Annotated in this window: 16 protein-coding genes; 5 read left to right on the top strand and 11 right to left on the bottom strand. The window is 38.0% G+C overall.

Annotation, left to right across the window (positions count from 1 at the left end):
* Window positions 1-65: 65 nt before the first annotated feature.
* The 7 genes from TRESU_RS07455 to TRESU_RS07480 form a co-directional block, all read right to left on the bottom strand.
* Window positions 66-695 carry a fibronectin type III domain-containing protein gene (locus tag TRESU_RS07455; protein WP_041612022.1) on the bottom strand — a complete coding sequence of 210 codons (630 nt, stop codon included), beginning with the start codon at window positions 693-695 and terminating at the stop codon, window positions 66-68.
* 8 nt (window positions 696-703) lie between these two features.
* Window positions 704-2,536 carry a caspase family protein gene (locus TRESU_RS07460; RefSeq protein WP_013701641.1) on the bottom strand — a complete coding sequence of 611 codons (1,833 nt, stop codon included), beginning with the start codon at window positions 2,534-2,536 and terminating at the stop codon, window positions 704-706.
* A gap of 21 nt (window positions 2,537-2,557) precedes the next feature.
* Entirely contained in the window at window positions 2,558-3,469 is a 912-nt protein-coding gene (locus TRESU_RS07465) for a hypothetical protein (protein WP_013701642.1), read from the bottom strand.
* 148 nt (window positions 3,470-3,617) lie between these two features.
* Window positions 3,618-4,580, bottom strand: coding sequence for a DUF4384 domain-containing protein (locus tag TRESU_RS07470; RefSeq protein ID WP_013701644.1), 963 nt, complete (start codon window positions 4,578-4,580; stop codon window positions 3,618-3,620).
* A gap of 1 nt (window position 4,581) precedes the next feature.
* The gene (locus tag TRESU_RS15145; protein WP_169309749.1) at window positions 4,582-4,719 is read right to left on the bottom strand and encodes a hypothetical protein; all 138 of its coding nucleotides are present in this window, start codon (window positions 4,717-4,719) and stop codon (window positions 4,582-4,584) included.
* Window positions 4,703-6,073 carry a hypothetical protein gene (locus TRESU_RS07475; RefSeq protein WP_013701645.1) on the bottom strand — a complete coding sequence of 457 codons (1,371 nt, stop codon included), beginning with the start codon at window positions 6,071-6,073 and terminating at the stop codon, window positions 4,703-4,705. The genes TRESU_RS15145 and TRESU_RS07475 overlap by 17 nt, the downstream gene beginning before the upstream one ends.
* Before the next feature lie 18 nt (window positions 6,074-6,091).
* Window positions 6,092-6,742 (bottom strand): hypothetical protein, encoded by a 651-nt coding sequence (locus tag TRESU_RS07480; protein ID WP_013701646.1) that lies wholly within the window; start codon window positions 6,740-6,742, stop codon window positions 6,092-6,094.
* Between the two features lie 115 nt (window positions 6,743-6,857).
* On the opposite strand from TRESU_RS07480, the gene TRESU_RS07485 reads away from it, so the two are divergent.
* Both TRESU_RS07485 and TRESU_RS07490 read left to right on the top strand, forming a co-directional pair.
* Entirely contained in the window at window positions 6,858-7,175 is a 318-nt protein-coding gene (locus TRESU_RS07485; protein ID WP_013701647.1) for a helix-turn-helix domain-containing protein, read from the top strand.
* 729 nt (window positions 7,176-7,904) lie between these two features.
* Window positions 7,905-8,663 carry a DUF4469 domain-containing protein gene (locus TRESU_RS07490; RefSeq protein ID WP_013701648.1) on the top strand — a complete coding sequence of 253 codons (759 nt, stop codon included), beginning with the start codon at window positions 7,905-7,907 and terminating at the stop codon, window positions 8,661-8,663.
* A gap of 76 nt (window positions 8,664-8,739) precedes the next feature.
* On the opposite strand, the gene tkt is transcribed toward TRESU_RS07490, so the two are convergent.
* From tkt to TRESU_RS07505, 3 genes are all read right to left on the bottom strand, one after another.
* A complete protein-coding gene (tkt, locus tag TRESU_RS07495; RefSeq protein ID WP_013701649.1) occupies window positions 8,740-10,710 on the bottom strand; it encodes a transketolase in 1,971 nt (656 codons plus the stop codon).
* Between the two features lie 101 nt (window positions 10,711-10,811).
* Entirely contained in the window at window positions 10,812-11,288 is a 477-nt protein-coding gene (locus TRESU_RS07500) for a PTS sugar transporter subunit IIA (protein WP_013701650.1), read from the bottom strand.
* Window positions 11,289-11,314: 26 nt separating this feature from the next.
* Complete coding sequence (locus TRESU_RS07505) at window positions 11,315-12,835, bottom strand: hypothetical protein (RefSeq protein WP_013701651.1); 1,521 nt, start codon at window positions 12,833-12,835, stop codon at window positions 11,315-11,317.
* Between the two features lie 102 nt (window positions 12,836-12,937).
* Between TRESU_RS07505 and TRESU_RS07510 the strand changes: the two genes are divergently transcribed.
* Window positions 12,938-13,462, top strand: a complete 525-nt coding sequence (locus TRESU_RS07510; RefSeq protein WP_013701652.1) for a nitroreductase family protein — start codon at window positions 12,938-12,940, stop codon at window positions 13,460-13,462.
* A 92-nt stretch (window positions 13,463-13,554) separates the two neighbouring features.
* Here TRESU_RS07510 and ilvB read toward each other — a convergent pair whose 3' ends face one another.
* Complete coding sequence (gene ilvB / locus TRESU_RS07515; RefSeq protein ID WP_013701653.1) at window positions 13,555-15,291, bottom strand: biosynthetic-type acetolactate synthase large subunit; 1,737 nt, start codon at window positions 15,289-15,291, stop codon at window positions 13,555-13,557.
* 388 nt (window positions 15,292-15,679) lie between these two features.
* Between ilvB and TRESU_RS07520 the strand changes: the two genes are divergently transcribed.
* Both TRESU_RS07520 and TRESU_RS07525 read left to right on the top strand, forming a co-directional pair.
* Entirely contained in the window at window positions 15,680-16,312 is a 633-nt protein-coding gene (locus TRESU_RS07520; RefSeq protein WP_041612023.1) for a DUF4912 domain-containing protein, read from the top strand.
* An 11-nt stretch (window positions 16,313-16,323) separates the two neighbouring features.
* A complete protein-coding gene (locus TRESU_RS07525) occupies window positions 16,324-17,913 on the top strand; it encodes a 1,4-alpha-glucan branching protein domain-containing protein (protein WP_013701655.1) in 1,590 nt (529 codons plus the stop codon).
* Window positions 17,914-17,961: the final 48 nt, after the last annotated feature.

Raw genomic sequence — 17,961 nt, forward strand, 5'->3', positions numbered from 1 at the left:
ATTTTTCCCCAGTTTCAAGATCAACCATTCCTATCTTTACATAACTTGGATATTTCTCTCCAAAATCATAGTGAATATTCCAACTCACTTTCATCGCTCTCATAACCATTGAAAAGCGCATTCACTGTAATTTTTCCGTCAATTACTATTGGACACACATACTCACAGGAGGTCGTAGTTCCTGAATAGATAACATCAGAATAATAACATATTTCACCATAAGAGGCTGTTTTTTCATAGACACTGATTTTATAAGAAACAGAACCTTCTACAGGAGTCCATGTTATTTTCATATATTTTGAGCCGTTTTTTTTCACCTGAATATCTTCAGGAACACCGTCAAAAACTTTTACCTCAACAACATCTGAAAATCCGCTTATTTTTTTATTGAATACGCTTTCCGCCTTGAATTGATACACAGTTCCCAATTGGATTTCCATTTTCATGCTTTCATCATAGTCTATACTTTCTACCAATCTAAAATTATCGTCATTGGCAGTGGTACAATAAATATTGTATGAAGCATGTATATTTTTTTGAGAACATTCAAGGCAAACTTCATACTTGGTGTTATTTCTTTTTATACTGTATGAAATTTCAGGAACAAAAAGACCAGTTTCAATTCTGTCGTTCCAGAAATTGCTGCATGAAGAAAACACCAACAAAATACTTAAAATCAAATATATTTTTTTCATATTATTTCCTACCTGCCGAATGTATATCCAAGACCAACAAAAAATCTGTCCATGAATCCTAAATCAAAATAAAAATCCAAAGAATATTCAGCTGTGAATGTAAAACCGCTCCAACCCACAAAATCTGCTCCAATACCAGCTCGTATAATTTGAGCATTGTCAGTTTCCCACATAACTCCATATCCATATCCGCCAAGAACATATAAATTTACAAAATCCGAAATCGTGTAGTTTGCTCCTAAAAAACCAACAAATGAACTTGACTTTGGAATAAGGCTTAGCCATTCAAGTGAAGCGCCTATAAAAAAATTTGGAAAAGGTCCCCAATACGCCATACAAGGCCATGCACCTATAAAAAATCCGTTATCTGGAAAGAACTCTGCATTCCGGCAATAACGGAAATCCACAAGTCCAATTGAAAAACCCGTTCTTTTTATCTGAGTATTAAGAAAATCCTGAAAATCATTCTTTTTTCTAGCTTCTTGAGCTTCTTTTATTTTCTTTTCAATTCTATCTATATCTTTCTGAATATCTTTATATCCTGATTTTTTTGCTTTATTGTACCATTCTTCAGCAGTGAAAAATTCGCCATTATCTTCATAGCATATTCCTGCATTTAGCATCGCCGTTACGTTGCCGTTTTCCGCAGATTTCAAATACCAGGACAATGCCAGTTTTTTATCCTTCTCAACACCATAGCCATTATCATAACAAAGTCCTAAAGAATATTGAGCATCTGCATATCCGGCTTCTGCGGCAAGCCTGTAGTAATAAACCGCGCGCTCATAATTTTGAACAGCATTATTTTTTCCATAAAAATAGTTTTTTCCTTTATTATAACAGCTTTCTTTTTCCGCATCGGAAAGATAATTAAACTCAACCTTTTCCGTGTCAGATTCTTTTACAAGGATTTCTCTTTCTTCTGTTTTTTTGTCATCATATATTACTTTTACCTTATGCCGTCCGACAGGAACATTAAAAACAGACGAACCGAATTCACCAATATCACTTTTATACTCATCATCAATGTAAACGGCACATGGAGTTATAACGGAAACTGAGATAAATCCAAGAAATGAGTAATTCTCAGAAGAATTTTCACTTTCAGGTTTTCCAGCCAGATAAATGGGAGCAAGAAGCTGTACATACTCACCGGGCAACTGTTTTTCCTGCGTCTGCAAAAAGACATCATTACGGACTTTCATAAGAACTCTTGTCAGGCTCGCACCTTTTTCCGTAATTCTTTTTGTAAGCGCGGGAGTATACACTCCGTCCTGCGCAGTTTCCCCGGCTTCGGCGGAATAAACGATAATCGAATTTTTAGGTTTGCGGCTTACGGCTGCAAGTCCACGGCTGTCTCCACCACGATGCTTGCCGTTCGGAAACGGATCATTACGGCAGGAGTCCAGAACAACCACATTGGATTCCCCAACCATAAAGTCCATAACTCTGTTAAGTTCAACACTGCTATCCGGAATCTGCTCTTCATCAATAATCTTTTCATTAACAGGAATAAGATAATTTTCTCCATGAACCTGAACCGCATGACCGCCATAGTGAAAAAAAGAAATTCCTCCTTCTTTTTCTACTTTATTCTTAAATTCGCGTAAGCTAGCAAACATTTCATTTCTGTTTGCATTTTTCACAAACATTACGGAAAAACCTATGCTTTCAAGAGCGGTTTTAAGTTCCTCACCTTCCGGCACAGGCTGGCTCAAAGACTTTATCTCGCTGTAATCACCGTTTGCAATGAGCAGAGCGTTTTTGGCTTCCTGGGAGAAAGCAGATGAAAGAAGTCCTGCAATAACAAATATGCTAAAAAGTTTTTTTATTCTTAACATGATTTTATCCTATTTATTTTATTATTTACTCTGAAAAAACTGTACATCGCTCTTTTCAAAATCTTTTATATAATTTTCATTCTTGTTTTTTACATACTCTTCCAGTTCTTTTAAAACAAGTATCAATCGGTTCTCATAATCTTTTTTAGCATCAAAGTCCTTGCACTTTTTACCGTAATCAGAAATTTGAAGAATTTGCTCTAAAAGCTCACGATATAAAAGGTTTTGCTCAGACAATTTTTCATTTTGCGAATTTGCCATGACTGCACCACACAGACACTTTGCAAGTCCGCCTATAAGCTTACAAACAGGAAGCAGGATTTCATTATTTTTCAAGTTTTTATTTTTAAACTGAACTGAATACTCAAAATCAACAATGTCTTTTACCGTTCTTACGGCAAGCCTCTTAGAATCATTGCCGGATTCTGCTGCTTCTTTTTCCAATGCAGTCATAACAGGATTGATTTCGTTTTTCTCATTTTTTACTATTGCAAAGAATTTTTGAGCAGAGCCTTCTATAACAGTTTTTCTCAAAAATTCCACAAAATCAAAATACTCAACAAAGCCTACAGAATTTGGATCAAGTTTTTCGTAGCGTTTTAAGGAACGAATCGACCAGCCAATGCTCCAAACAGGAAATTCTTCCTTTAAGTTAAAAGCAATCATTCTGGAAAGATGTGCATCGCATTTATTCAAGGAATTAGACACAGAATTGAATTTTGAATCAATAAACTCAATCGTTTTATTTTGCAGAATCTCATCAACATCATTTTCAAACTTTTTTTGAACTGATTCATCAACCTCTTTTTTCAGAAGAAATTTTGGAACAAAAATTGAGCCGCCAACAAGAAGTGAAAGAGATGTAAGGATAATTGAAAAATCAATCCGCTCTGCTGTTTCTTTTGGAGAAAAATTTGCAGTTCCAATTTTCAACCAATGGTTTGCTGAAAACAATAAGCAAAACCGCAACAAGAGAACCAATGAGAAGCAGAGCAACCAGCACAAATAAAATAAAAAAACAGACTTCACTAAACAAAAACCTTTTTTCTGATTTCATAAAAAACCTCCTCAATATTCCTTTCTACTCCATCACAGTATACGTAATTTTGAAAACACTGGTTTCGTAATTTTCAGCAGAACTTTGTTTTAAAGCCGTAATTCCGCGTGTGATTTTCTGAATGTCGTTCTTTGCGTATTTTCCAGTCGAAGTCTGCTCCGGAAGCCCTTTCTCTGAAGTTGAGGCGTAAATCAGAATCTGCTCCGCTCCGTAAACGCCGTCAACAACTTTAAAAACCGTGTCTTTCAAATCAGGAAAAGTGCGGACTTCACCTGCACGGATAAAATTATATGCAACAGGAAGCCAGTTCTTGTCCCCATTAGCGTCAATACATAAAATCGCAATATAAGAATCTTTCTCCACAGAAATCATGAACTTCACAATGTCATTCGGATAAAGCATATTTACAAGATTATCCTCGCTGTCGAGCATAGCCGCAGTTATGAGATAGTCTGGCTTGGGGATATTACGCACAAAATCTTCGTTAATGGATTTTGCAAGCTCATAATTTGCAGGCTTATAATTCAGACCGGGCAAGTTCTTTGTAGAAAATTCAACGGAAGTCTTTTTTGTGTTTCCCGCAAACTGTTTGTATGAAAAATAAACTGAAACTTTATTGTCTTTTTCTATAAATGAGGAATATATAACTCCTTCCGGAAACTGCCGCTTTGCCCAATCAGAAGAACTCATGTCATAAACGCCGCTGTCGCTAAGCTGCGCCAAGAACAATTCCGACTGCTGGTCTGCTTTCAAATCAAAAATTTCTTTTCCGCAATCCGAAAGCGCAACTTCTATCACGTCTTTTAGAAAAACAGTGAATTCAGAAGCTGAATTTGTTTCCGAGTCAACAGGAAGCTCCACCTGAACCAAAGATGCATTCTTTGGAATGATTTTTGAAACTGCATTCCTGACAGTCGCCGAAAAATCCTGGGCAAAAACAGAAACTGAGCAAAACAGGATTACCGCAAATAAAATATTTTTTTTCATATCAATTTTCCTCTTCTTGATTCTTTTCAACAAACTGATTTTTTACCTTCTCAAAAAACTCTTTATCCAAAACAAACGACCGCCAAGCCTTTTCAAAAGCCGCTGCCAAAGATTTTTCTTCGTTAGAACTCAATCCCATGCCGAAAAACGATTCCCCCCTGAACCTGTGCAACTCCGTTTTTCTCCAAAGCAACGTTGCACAAAACTTTTGTTTTTGTAACTGCCTCATGGCTTGCAAGTTTTTCTCTGTCAATAAAAATCACAAAATTCCATATTTTTTCTTTCTCACCAGATTTATCTATAAAAACCGGAATTCCATATTCTTCTATCATTTTTTGCAGTTTGCTCTGCATTTTCTGCTCGATATTTGCATTGGAACACATATTTTCTGAGTACTTGAATTCAAGCCCGGCATAAACAGGAGTTACTTCAAAATTTAAAACTGTTGAATCGGCGGTTATTTCGCCAAGAATATTTTTTTCAATACCGCTTACAAGCCTTACTTTCATACTGTAGCTTCCATAATCCAAAGACTGAGTATTTCCAGAAATTTTGATTTTGTTTTCAGAATTGATTTCATACAGCGCACTACCGAATGATTTTTCTTTGTTAAAAAGTGTAGCCTCCGCTTTTAAGGATGAAAGATTTTTATATTCATCGGAATAGATCTGCAGAACAGACAAAAATTCAGTGCCCTTTTCAACTGTCTTAGGATAACTTTCATTTTGAATTTTGCAGTTCTGAATTATTCTTTTTGCATACAAAAGAGCATATTCATCCAAAGCGGCTTTTCCGCCGGAAGTCTCAACAAACGCCACCGTTTTATATAAAGGATTTTCAGAGACAGCCTTATAAACTGTGATGCAACTTTCCACATCCGATTTTATTGATTTATTCCTGCTTTCATTCTTTTCCGGAAGCAATGAAGAATATCTTTCAGAAATCTCTTTTGCAAAAGAATCCATTTCACGCTTTACTTTTTCTTTTGAAACACTGCATTTTACATAGCAGATGTACTGCTCCTGATTTTTTGATGTTAAATATTTTTCTATATAATAGTTCTCAGGCAGGATTTCCGAGACGTACCGCTGCGCAAAACTTTGGATTATCTCTTCCTGCTCGATATAAGGATTTATGATTTCGGAGCTGAAATTCTTTGAAGACTTTGTCTCCTGAGCCTTTGACTGAATGATTGTTCCGTAATATTTTACAACCTGATTAAGAGCGTCATTTCTTGCTCCATTCCTTGCAATTGTTTCATTCGCAAGATAGCTTGAAACACCGATAAAAAACAGACTTTCATCCGAAACAGGAACTGAATTTACCCATTCGGGACGCTGCGGCGGAAAAGATTCCACAAAGACTTTTGCATTTCCAATTGCAATTTCAATTTTTTCAGCTTTTGAATCACGGAGTTTTAACGAGCCACACCCACTCCACAAAAGTGAGAAAATACAAAAAATCAATACAAGAAAATATTTTTTCCGCCACATAAACGTTTCCTAAAAAAATTAGAACATAGATGAAGGCAAAGAACCGCCAAAGAATTCTGAAACTTTCTCAAGCTGCTTGCGTTTTTCCGCATCCTTTTCAGCATCAGCCTGTTTCTGATATTCAGCCGCCTTCTGATTGCAGTATTCTTTTAACGCTTTGTCAGCCTCAGCCTTGTCAATTATCATAAGAACATAAACCTTGTAAGCATATTTTGAAGAAGTAGTCACATAGGTTTCTGTGTAGAATTCTTTCGCTGGAAGTCCTTTTGCAAGACCTTCAGCCATAAACTCCTCAAGTTCCTGAGAAGCAATCTGGGGATCAAAAACATCGCTTGTTATTCCATAAGAAGCGGTTGCAGTTCTTCCTCTATCAGAAATGAGAGTTCCATAGTATTTAACAAGCTGATTCCGACCGTCACTCTGAGCATTGCTTCTAGCTTCCGATTCTATGGCGAATTTATTGCTCACGCCTACAAAAGCAAACTGTTTGTTCGTAATCGGAACAGAATTCACCCAGTCAGGCTTTTTTTCAGGATCTGTCATAACAGGCTTCAATGCCTCCAATGCAGCGGCTCTGGCCTTTGCCGCATATTTTTCCGGTGAACTCGCACATCCGACAACCATCAATCCAAGCATAGCGGCAAACGCCAAGCATCCAAGTTTTTTCATTTCTTCCTCCAATAATTAGGGAATTTCCCAATATAAAATTATATCAAAAATAATATACTACTATATCAAATTAATCAATTAAAATTATATATAAATATATCTATCTTGATATAAAATGGACTTAGAAAAGACAGTAATCGACAACATAAAAAGAATTCGCAAGGAAAAACATATCACGCAGGAACAGTTGGCAGAAGCGTGCAACACGGCGACAAGCTACATCGGTCTTATGGAAACCTACAAGAATGTGCCTAAGCTTTCCACAATCGAAAAAATCGCAGACGCCCTGAACGTTGAGCCTGAAATACTTTTCAAAAAATCAGAAGTCGAAAAAAAGGACGAGCAGAAAATCCGCATAATCACAGACACAGTCATAGAAAGCATGAGAAAAGAGCTTTACAAGGCAATCAGAGAAAACTGGAGAGCGGACTAAAGACAAATTTTAATGTAGACTTATCGACATATTATCTTCATTACCAATGGAGTATACGCTCCATAGCTTATAGGCATATCTCTTTATCAAGTTATAATGCACATATTTATACAACTTAACAGCACACCCCTCAGCCAAGTTGTATGTAATACAGTTCATCAGGCTATTTTCATAGCTCTTTGTCAGAGTATTCATGCAAATCATTACAGCTTATCTATAAGAATGCGTACAACTTATATGCATCCTCATAGATAAGTTATCCAGCAATTTACATACAGCAAATATAAAACACTGCGGATAGCTTAGCAATAAAAACAACCATAACCTAAAGCAACCTTGCTCAATAGCTTATGAATTATTTCATCTGCAAATTAGGAAAAAATAAAAACTTCTATATTTTTATCTAAAAAATCGACAATTTTTTTTAATTTAAGGCAATAACATAGTTATAAATAAAAAATAAATACACAAACAGCATTTTCAAGTTTTTATTGAAAATCTAAAAATAAGGAGGAAAAGAAAATAAAAATAAGAAGCGAGACTTTTTAACTGATATTAGGCAGTAAAAAAAGTCTAAAAATTCGGTTGCGGAAAACAGGCTAGAAAAATTCTATACAAAGTAAAGAACTTCCGCAGATTTTTCAAACCACCAAAAGAAAAAAGACGTTGTCTAAAACTTTAGTGGTAAAAACAACAGACAAAGAAAAATAATACAAAGGAGTCAATATTATGATAAATATCGACACAAAACGTAAAACTAATTTCGCTGTAACATTAACACCTTGCTATTTCAGGGAGCATACATACATTGCACGTGTTCCAAGAAAGATGATAACAACAGATCAAATTTTAGACTTAGTTGCAGCTCATAATCAGGGAATTGACCGTTATCAGGTAGGTCATGCCATGGAACTGCTGAAAAAGGAAATTCTTGAGCAGGCAGAACTTGGTTTTGCAGTAGACATAATGGAAATCTGCAAGCTTTACATTGCCCCTTGCAATGGAATAAAGTCACTTACACCAGAAGCAGAAATCATAACAGGCTTTGAAGCGCGTTTTTGTGCAAACGAGCAGTTAAACGAAAAACTTAAAACTATAAGTGCATCTGTAACCTCTGTAATCACTCCATCTCCTCAAATTTCACAAATTGAAAATCCTTTAGACGGAACAAAGGACAAGACGCTAAAAGCCACATTCAGCGCACGTCTTATCGGTAAAAAGTTAAAGGTCGGAGGAGCAGAAAGCGGAATATGGTTTGTTCCAGAAACAGAAAATAACGAGCCAACAGAAGATGAATCTACCTGGATAAAAGTTCCAGAAGAATTTATAACAAGGAATACATCTAAAATGCTTGAATTTCATCTTCCTCGTTTACTTACAGCCGGAAAGAAATACTTTATACAAATCTGTACATCAGAAAGAAGTGGCTATGAGCTAAAAACTCCAATAACAGGAATAAGTAAAATTCCTATTACAATAGAAGAATAAAACAAAAAATCCCGAAGCATAGATGTATTACAATTATGCTCCGGGATTTTCGTTTATAGCTTAGGTTAATAAAAAATTAGCCTTTCAAAACTTTTGCCAAGTCAGCATAAGTAAACTTGAGATCTTCAGCTACTTTTGCAGCAGGTCCAGACTCACCAAAACGGTCGATTGTAAACAAGTCCTTCTTGCTTGAAACATATTTTTCCCAGCCAAAACTTACACCGGCTTCTGCAACAACAACACGTTTTGCATTTCCAATTATTTCTTTCTGAAACGACTCATCCTGTTTTTCGAACAAAGTCTTATCCATAACAGAAACGACACGGATATTTTTACCAGAAACAAGCTTTGCAGCATTCAAAGACATTTCAACTTCAGAGCCTGTAGCAAGGATTGTAATATCAGGATTCTTTGTTCCTTCCTGAACTATATATGCGCCTTTTCTTACAGTATTCTTCCAATCTTTGTCAGCTTTTTCATATACAGTGATTGCCTGTCTTGTAAATGCCATGCAAACCGGATGATTTGTGCTTTCAAGCGCCATTTCCCATGCAACAGCAGATTCTTCTGCATCACCCGGACGCAGGAACTGCACATTAGGAATACAGCGCAACGCCGCATTTGTTTCAACAGGCTGATGTGTAGGACCGTCTTCTCCTACATAGATTGAATCATGTGTAAAGATATAGATATTTGGAAGCTTGCTCAAAGCCGCAACACGCAAAGAAGGACGCAGATAGTCGCTAAACACAAGGAATGTAGCCCCGAAAGCTCTAAGTCCTCCATGCAAGTTGATTCCGCTCATAACCTGGCTCATCGCAAACTCACGGATTCCATATTCAATTGTGCGGCCTTTTCTGTTTGTCTTGCTATAAACACCGTCATCGTCTGCAACTTTTGTCTTGTTAGGTCCCTGCAAGTCAGCAGAACCGCCCACAAGCCATTCATAGCATTTAGCCATGCAGTTAAGGCTTTTTCCGCTGGCATCGCGAGTAGCAAGCTTGTCTCCAACCTTATAAGAAGGGGATTCACACTCACCTGTTGCCTTGTGATTCCAGTAAGCGTCCCATTTCTTTGCAAGTTCTGGATTTTCTTTTGCCCATTCAGCAAATGTCTTGTTCCAGTTTTCTTCCACTTTTGCCCATTCAGTTCTCTTTTCTTCAAAGTACTTATATGCTTCAGGAGCGACCCAGAACTGCTCATCAGATGGAATTCCAAGAGCAGTCTTTGCAGACTTGCAGCCTTCCTCTCCAAGAGGAGCACCATGGACATCAGCAGTTCCCTGCTTTGGAGCGCCTTTGCCAATTACAGACTTAAGAATAATCAAGGTAGGCTTTGAAGTGTCGCGCTTTGCAATTTCAACGAGGTCTGCAATTTCACCTACATTATACATAGAACCACGCAAAACCTTCCAGCCGTAAGAAAGATAGCGGTTTTCAATGTCATCTGTGAATGTTATATCTGTATTCCCATCGATTGAGATTTTATTTTCATCATAAAATACAATGAGTTTTCCAAGACCAAGATTTCCGGCAAGAGAACTGGCTTCTGATGAAACTCCCTCTTCAAGGCAACCTTCACCAACGAGAGTATAAGTGTAATGGTCAACAATTGTGTGCTTTGGAGTATTAAAGCGGGCGGCAAGCATTGTCTCTGCAATTGCCATTCCAACTGCGGCGGCAATTCCCTGTCCGAGCGGACCAGATGTACATTCAACGCCATCTGTTTCACCATATTCAGGATGTCCAGGACATTTTGAGCCAATCTGACGGAATGACTTTATATCGTCAAGTGAAACTTTATATCCTGAAAGGTGAAGAATTGAATAAAGCAACATCGAGCCGTGTCCGGCAGAAAGAACAAAACGGTCTCTGTCCACCCATTTTGAATCAGCAGGATTGTGCTTTAAAAGCTCGCCGTAAAGAACAGCAGCGACTTCCGCGGCGCCAAGAGGAAGTCCCGGATGACCTGAATTTGCCTTCTGGATTGCATCCATAGAAAGGCTTCTGATTGACAAAGCAACAGCTTCGATAGCTTTTGTGTCCATAGTTGTTACACTCCACTAAAATTAAGGAAAATTTTAGTGGTATTCTACAACTAAGCGTCTGTTTTTTCAATCATCTAAAAGCTTAAAAAGAAAGACTTCTTCTATAAGAGTTCCGGACGTGAAATTCTCCGTAGCAAATCCAAAAGCTCGCCTTTTGAAGGACAAGCTTGAATTCCTTTGCGGAATTTTTCATTCTTAAACAAAGTCGCTAAGGCAGAAAGAACTTTTATATGGAACTGTGCAGAATCAGAAAGAATAACAAACATGACGTAAACCTTCCTTACATCAGGAGCCTGCATATCCATAGGCTCTCGTAAATACGCAACAACAATCTTGCTTTCAGAACTGTTTTTTACAAGTGGATAGCGCGGATGAGGAATTGCAATTCCATTTCCAACAGCTGTGCTAAGGACTTTTTCACGTTCAACAAGCTCTTTTTGAAGCTGGTGCGCAGTAAGACCAGATGGAACAACAATTCTATCGCATATATATTCAAAGATTTTTGCGCAAGAATTTCCCGGCACATCCTCTAAAACTTCTCCACGCTCAAAAAGAATACCAATATCAAAATCTTCCATAATAGAACACTCCTCGTAACCCACTTTTACTTTTTCTTAAAAGAACTCATTCTGCTAGCAACACATGAACCGCCTTTTATAACCTTGAACTGGCTTTGCTTTTCCTTTGCAAGAGAAGACTCAAGGATTCCCTTTATATCCTCAAAGTTCCATTCCATTCCGTCTAATGAAAGAAGCAACGCATCCGCAGTTTCTTCTGCAGTCGGATCAGAAGCAATAGTTTCAAGCATACGCAGTATATGACCATGAAGCTGAGCCAAAACCACAACTTCCTGGCTTGGAAAGTTCAGAATCAGTTCACCAAGGAAATCAATTTTCCTCACTAGAGATGAAACATTTCCATAAAGTTCCAGTGTCTTCTTTCTGACAGCTCCAAGAGTCTGATCTGCAAACCAATTGTAATCTTTCTGAAGAATAGCATATCTTTCTTTAAGCGACAAGATAATTTTTTGAATCTGAATATCGTCAAGAGAAAAGTCATCTCGACAGATAAAATCCAGCGCATACTTTACATAGTCTGTTTTCTTCTGGTAAAGAGCATCAAGCACAATCTGGTCATAAACAAACTCTGGAATAGAGTTAAGCGTGTATTCCGCAAATGTAATGTTCTTTTTTAGCTCATTGTTTAACAGTGCAAGCGTAGAATTCCATTTTCCGAACGCAGGAACCTCTTCTCCTTTTCTCCAAAGTCTTGTTTCCACTCCGTAATGCTCAAAAGAAATCTTGTTTGTATGTTTAAAAAGAAACTCTTCCATTGATCCGCAGTAAGGAACGCATAGAGTCCTTCTATTTTCAAAAAAAACTGTAACAAGCTGTTCTTCTATTGAGGTCATTGGTCCGCGTTTTTCAAAACATTCAAGAAGTCTTTTTTCAAGCTCCGAAAACCACTCAATCCGCTTTTCTCCAATTTCGCCTTTGTCGAATCTAGTTTCATCACTATGAAGAATCATCATATTAAGCTTGCCTGCATTCCAGTCAGTAACACAGCAAAGGATTCTGTCGCCTTTTTTATATCCGTATTTTTCTGCAAGATAGTCCAAGTCAAGCCCCGTAAGCTTAACTGTGTTTGAAAGCTCAAAGTCACGTGAAACCAAATCCAAGTCTTTATTCGCAGGATCAGATGCTATATACTGTGGAGCATATTCTTCGCCATAAAGCATGAACATATCTATAGCATCGTCGCTGTCAAACACACCAACCTTGTAAGGAACTTTTTTTCCTTTTACGTAAAACCGAAGCGTTGAAGAAATTCTATCTGTTTCAACAAAAGGCATACATCTGTCGCCCGCAACAAAAACTCCCTGATCCGCCTCTGCGGCAGTTGGAACTATGCTGAAAATCTCACCAGTAAAAGCTCCTGCATGCGTAACAAACCTGCCGTCCTCAAGCTCAAGAACATTAGGACTTGAGCAAAGAAAATCCACTGCATCTTCCAGCGAAGCAGAAAAGCCAAGGGTGTTCAAGACTTTTCTCATATCCTTTGCGGTGAAAGGCTTTACATAAGTCCTCAAAAATTTTTCCGCTAATTCTTCTCTTGAAAATCCCATGTTACAATATTAATACTTTTTCAAATAAATAAAAAGATTTTATAAAAAAAATTGAAAACAATAAGCAATAAGTTTAATATATTCTATAGAGTAGGAGGAAAAATGGATTTCATTGAACTTTCAAAAAAAAGATATTCTGTAAGAAAATTTTCAAGCCAAAAGGTTGAAGATGAAAAAATCGAAAAAATTCTTGAGGCAGGGCGGCTAGCTCCAACAGCAAAAAACAGCCAGTCGCACAAAATATTCATCATAAAAAGCAAGGACGCACTGGAGAAAATTTATAGCGCAACTCCAATGTCTTACCATGCGCCTATTGTGCTTATGGTTTGTTATGATAAAAAAACAAGCTACAAAAACACTGCGGACACTCATTATCCAGACTATGACGGAGGAGGAGTTGACGCAGCTATTGTAACAACTGCAATGATGATGGAAGCCACAGAGCTGGGACTAGGAACGTTATGGGCAAGAGGATATGACAGCCAGAAAATCTATGACGCTTTTCCTCAGATAAAAGACCTTGAGCTTGTATGTCTGCTGGACATTGGCTATCCGGCAGAAGACTCTTCCCCAAGTGAAAGGCACTTTATGAGAAAAGAACTTTCAGAAACTACAGTAGAACTTTAATGTGTTCTGCTCACGCAAAATATCAATTTTACATTCCTATGCAATAAGCGCACTGCAAGGTGAACTTAGAGCATGGGAATATCTTAGTTTTTTCAGTTTCTTATTGCATCAATATTGGCACTTCCTGCCTTTACAAACGGAAGTACATTTTCATCTCTCTCTATTCTAAGCCGTACAAATCTAGGACCTTTTGAAAATGCCTTCTCTGCCCATAAAGAGTCTGAATTCGCGTCAATAGATTCAATTCCGAATCCCTCCGAAATTTTCAGCAAATCAGGATTTTTTATAAACTCACTTGCACTGTAGTTCTTTTCAAAAAGATACTCCTGCTGCTGATGAACCATTCCAAGCACGCCGTTTTCAAGAACAATAACTGTAACATTTAGATTAAGCTCGCTCAGAGTCGCAAGTTCCTGAAGATTCATAAGAATACTTCCGTCTCCAGAAATACACACAACCTTCTTTTCAGGATTTGCAATGGCAGCTCCAATAGCAGCAGGCAAACCAAAACCCATGGTTCCCAAAGAGCCGCTAGTCAAAAACTGACGAGGATATTCCACAGGATAATACTGCGCCGCCCACATCTGATGCTGTCCAACATCTGTTGTAACAATTATATCTTTTGAAGAAAGCCCCGCTTTTTTTGCATTCAAAGGAATTTCATTTATAAACTTACGCGGATTTACTGAATTTGATTTTTTTCCACGTCCAAGCTCAAAACTTTCTGTCTGCTCAAAAACAGAATAAAGAGATTCCAGCCAAGCTTTCCTTTGAGCGGCAAATTTTTTATCATCAGATTCTTTTATTTTAGAAACAAGAAGCGGAAGAGCTGCTTCCAAATCGCAGACTAAAGAACAACTTGAAGGAAGTATTTTGTTTATTTCAGCAGCGTCAATATCTATATGGAGAATTTTTGCTTCCGGGCAGAATTTCGCAATCACACCTGTCGCCCTGTCATCAAAACGCACACCCATCGCCAGAACCACATCAGCATCATGCATTGCCTTGTTTGCCGCATAAGCGCCGTGCATTCCAACCATGCCAAGATTGTTTTTAAAGTTCTTAGGCAATGAGCCTATTCCCATAAGGCTTGTTACAGCCGCAGCATCAAAAGACCCAAGAAGAGTTTTTATAGAAAATGAAGCCACAGGTGAATTACATCCACCTCCAATATAAAGCACTGGACGTTCAGCAGACAAAAGAACCTGCGTCATTTCTTCAACAACACAAGGAATTTTATCTTCTGGGGTAGAAAACTTTCTTGCAAAAACAGATTTCTTTACCTCTTCAGTGGAGCGGATTTTAGGCCATTCTTCAAATTCTGCAAATCCGGTCTGAACATCGCGCGGAACATCAATAAGAACCGGTCCCGGTCGCCCGCTGGAAGCAATTTCAAATGCAAGAGGAATTGCTTCCAGAAGCTCTGAGACAGACTTTACCATCATGCTGTGTTTTGTAATAGGAAAAGAAAGCCCGAATGTATCAGCTTCCTGAAAAGCGTCCGTTCCAATCAAAGATGTGTTAACCTGCCCTGTAATTGCTACAATTGGAATTGAATCGCACCTTGCATCTGCAATAGCAGTAAGGAGATTCATTGCTCCAGGTCCGGAAGTCGCCATGCAAACAGCAGGAATTCCTGTTGAGCGCGACATTCCTTGAGCAATAAAGCCAGCCGCCTGCTCATGGCGCACTAAAATATGTTTTATTGAAGATTTGTTCAATTCATCATATAAGGGAAGAATCTGACCTCCCGGAATTCCAGCGACATACTTAACACCTTCCATTTCAAGAAGCTTTAAAATAATCTGTGAACCTGTAGCTTTTATCATTCCGCCATTCTATAAAAAAAAACGTCTGTTTTCAACAACAACTTTTACTGTCATTATCCAGTGAATGAACATTACAGGGCAAACTCATTATAAATAATTTAAGTAAAGTTTGAGCGAAGGAACGGTTCGTGAGGGCAAAAACACTCTGATTGTTGCGGCCGCATGAGCGGACAATTCTATAGTTACTTTGCAACAATCAGAGTGTAGCGCATTATTGCGCGATTTTGAACCAGGAAACCGTGTCTGGGAGCCAGTTTTATGCTGAATACATTTATAATGCGTTTGCCCTGATGAACATTAGAACATTAGAATCTACATTGACAAAAGTTTTTTTTTTAGCGATTATTAGCAAGTTATGAAATTTGCATCCCGACAGCAACTAGAGGCAATGTCAACATCACAGCTTATAGCCTTTGCTGATAAATATGGAATAGATATTCCGAGCGATCTTGACCGCCGTTTTATAATTGGAGAACTTTTGGAGGCGGAAGAAGAGTTTGATTCGTCAGAAAAAAAACCGGAAGTCCAAATTTCAGACGATGATGAACCAGTTCCAGACACACTTCCAAAAACATACAACAACACTTGCATAGACGCAGTTATCAGAAATCCAGCATGGCTTTTTGTATTCTGGGATATAAAGGAATCTGACATTTCTGCACTGTCGCAGGAATTTTCATTTGAAAGCGCGTTTCTTCATATTTCATTTTTTGACTCTGCAGAATCAGAAAAATCAGACGATTCATTTGATGTGAAAATTCCGCTTGAACCTAACGAGCAGTACATTATGATTCCTGGCGGAAAAAAATTCGCAAGAATAGACTTGGCGGCTTCTTTCAGCGGAAAAAGCGCAGAAATTCTTGCGTCAACCAGAATGATTGAAATTCCAGAGGAAAGCAAAAAAATTCTTGAAATGCAGCCAGGAAAAAAGCTTGATTTTCCACCGCTAGTACAACTTTCTGGAATAAAGAAAATTCTGCATGATAATTTCCTAAACCATAGACAGTCATTTTCAAACTAAAGGAATCAATAATGTCTGAAAAAAAACTTGTTTTAATAATAGAAGCAAATCAAGGCTATATTCCGCAGACCGAAGACAAAGAAGGCTTTCAAGTTCAAAACAGCATTCTTTTTTCCGCAATAACAGAAACTTACATTCCGCTTTTGAATATGTTCTGCCAGCTTGAAAAAGAGAATATTCCGTTCAAGCTTGGACTTGTAATTTCACCATCAATTTACGCGCTTCTTTCAGATTCCAGCATTCAAGACAAATATATAGAATACCTTGATGAGCTGATTAAACTTGGGAATGCAGAAGTTTTAAGATGCAAAGATTCCAATTGTCTTGAACAGGCAAAGACCTGCCTTGAGTCCATAGAAAAAACAAAGTCGGACTTTACAGAAACTTACGGAAAAAATCTTCTTGAGAAAATAAAATACTTTGAAAAGCTCGGCATTATTGAACTTATTCCAACTGCCGCAACCTTTTCGTATCTTCCGCACTACAGCGACTATCCAGAAGCAATCAACGCTCAAATTGAAACAGGACTTTATTCACAGAGAATTTTTTTTGGAGATACTGGAGACGGATTCTGGCTTCCATATATGGGATGGAATAAGAGTCTTGAAAGACCACTGCGCTCCTATGGAATAAACTATACCATTCTTGACGCAAGGGCAATCCTGTTTTCTGAACAATGCCCACAAGAAGGAATATTCTCGCCTGTCAGAACCAAAAGCTCGCTTGTAATCTTCGGAAGCGATCCGGACACTCCGCAGGACATAGCAGGAGAAGACGGATTTTCCACAAACGAAGCTTACCGCTCTCAAATCCGCGACATAGGATTCGACCTTGAGCAGGAAAAACTTGGTGATTTCTTTGGAAAAACCGATGCAAGAATTCCAACAGGATTTAAATATTGGAGCAATGAAAGCGAAGATGATGACCTTGTTCCTTATAATTCCGCACAAGCAAAAAAGCAGATTATAAATGATGCTCTTAACTTTTACACTTCCAAGGCTGAAAAACTTGAGCAAGCGGCAAACATAATGCAGGAAAAAGACACAGTTTTAGTATGTGCAATTCCAGCTGAATTTCTTGGGCAGAAATGGCATGAAGGCGTTGAATGGCTTGAAAATGTAATCAGGTGCCGTGCAAGCAAAAGAGGATTTGAATTTGAACTTTGCAAAAACCTCTTGGACAATCAGTTTTCTTTGCCCAAAATTGAGCCTTACCAGTGCTCTGCAAATGGTCTTGGTTATGGGGAAGACCTTTTGGACAACACAAATAGCTGGATGATACGCTACACAAGAAAAGCAACCCAGCGCATAATAGACCTCGCAGAAAGATTTCCTTCTGAGACTTCACTAAAAGAACGGCTTTTGAACATGGCGGCGAAACAAGTTCTTTTAGCTCAAAGCGGAGACTGGCCGGCAATGATTCACGATGGAAAAACACCGAACTATATAGAAGAACTTTTCAAAGATGAAATTCTTTCTTTCACGCGTGTGTTTGACTCATTGGCAAGCAACACTGTAAGCACAGAATGGCTTACCTCATGTGAAAGAAAAAACACAATATTTCCATGGCTAAACTACAGAATTTTCAGCAAAAAGAAATAAAGAACTTTATTCCGAAAAGACGCAAACATTTAGTTGTTTTATGTTATT

Source organism: Treponema succinifaciens DSM 2489, assembly GCF_000195275.1.
Classification (GTDB): domain Bacteria; phylum Spirochaetota; class Spirochaetia; order Treponematales; family Treponemataceae; genus Treponema_D; species Treponema_D succinifaciens.